A 494-nucleotide genomic window follows, 5' to 3' on the forward strand; every position below is an offset into this window, starting at 1 on the left:
AATAAAGTGTTCACAGTGAATGATGACTTATTCGTTATTTATATTTATAATGGACATATATAAGAAAATCTTGGGAGTGGAATTATGAAACTAAGAGCATTAGAGTATAGTGATTTACTTTTTGTTCATGAATTAAATAATGAATATTCTATTATGTCTTATTGGTTTGAAGAACCTTATGAATCCTTAACGGAACTTCAGTATTTATTTGATAAGCATTTATTAGATGAATCGGAAAGACGTTTTATTGTTGAAGATGAAAATCAAGTCGTAGGTATTGTTGAATTAGTAGAAATTAATTACATCCATCGTAATTGTGAAATACAAATAATTATTAAACCTGAGTTCAGTGGTAAAGGTTATGCAAAATTCGCATTCGAAAAAGCGATAAATTATGCATTCGATATATTAAACATGCACAAAATTTATCTATATGTTGATACAGATAACAAAAAGGCTGTGCATATATACGAGTCACAAGGATTTAAAACAGA

1 protein-coding gene is annotated in these 494 nt (G+C 27.5%); it reads left to right on the forward strand.

Annotated elements, in window-relative coordinates:
- Positions 1 to 84: 84 nt before the first annotated feature.
- Positions 85 to 494: GNAT family N-acetyltransferase (locus HMPREF3046_RS10705; protein ID WP_070719444.1), on the forward strand; the 410-nt coding region annotated here is incomplete at its 3' end.

The sequence above is a fragment of the Staphylococcus sp. HMSC070D05 genome (assembly GCF_001815595.1).
GTDB lineage: Bacteria > Bacillota > Bacilli > Staphylococcales > Staphylococcaceae > Staphylococcus > Staphylococcus hominis.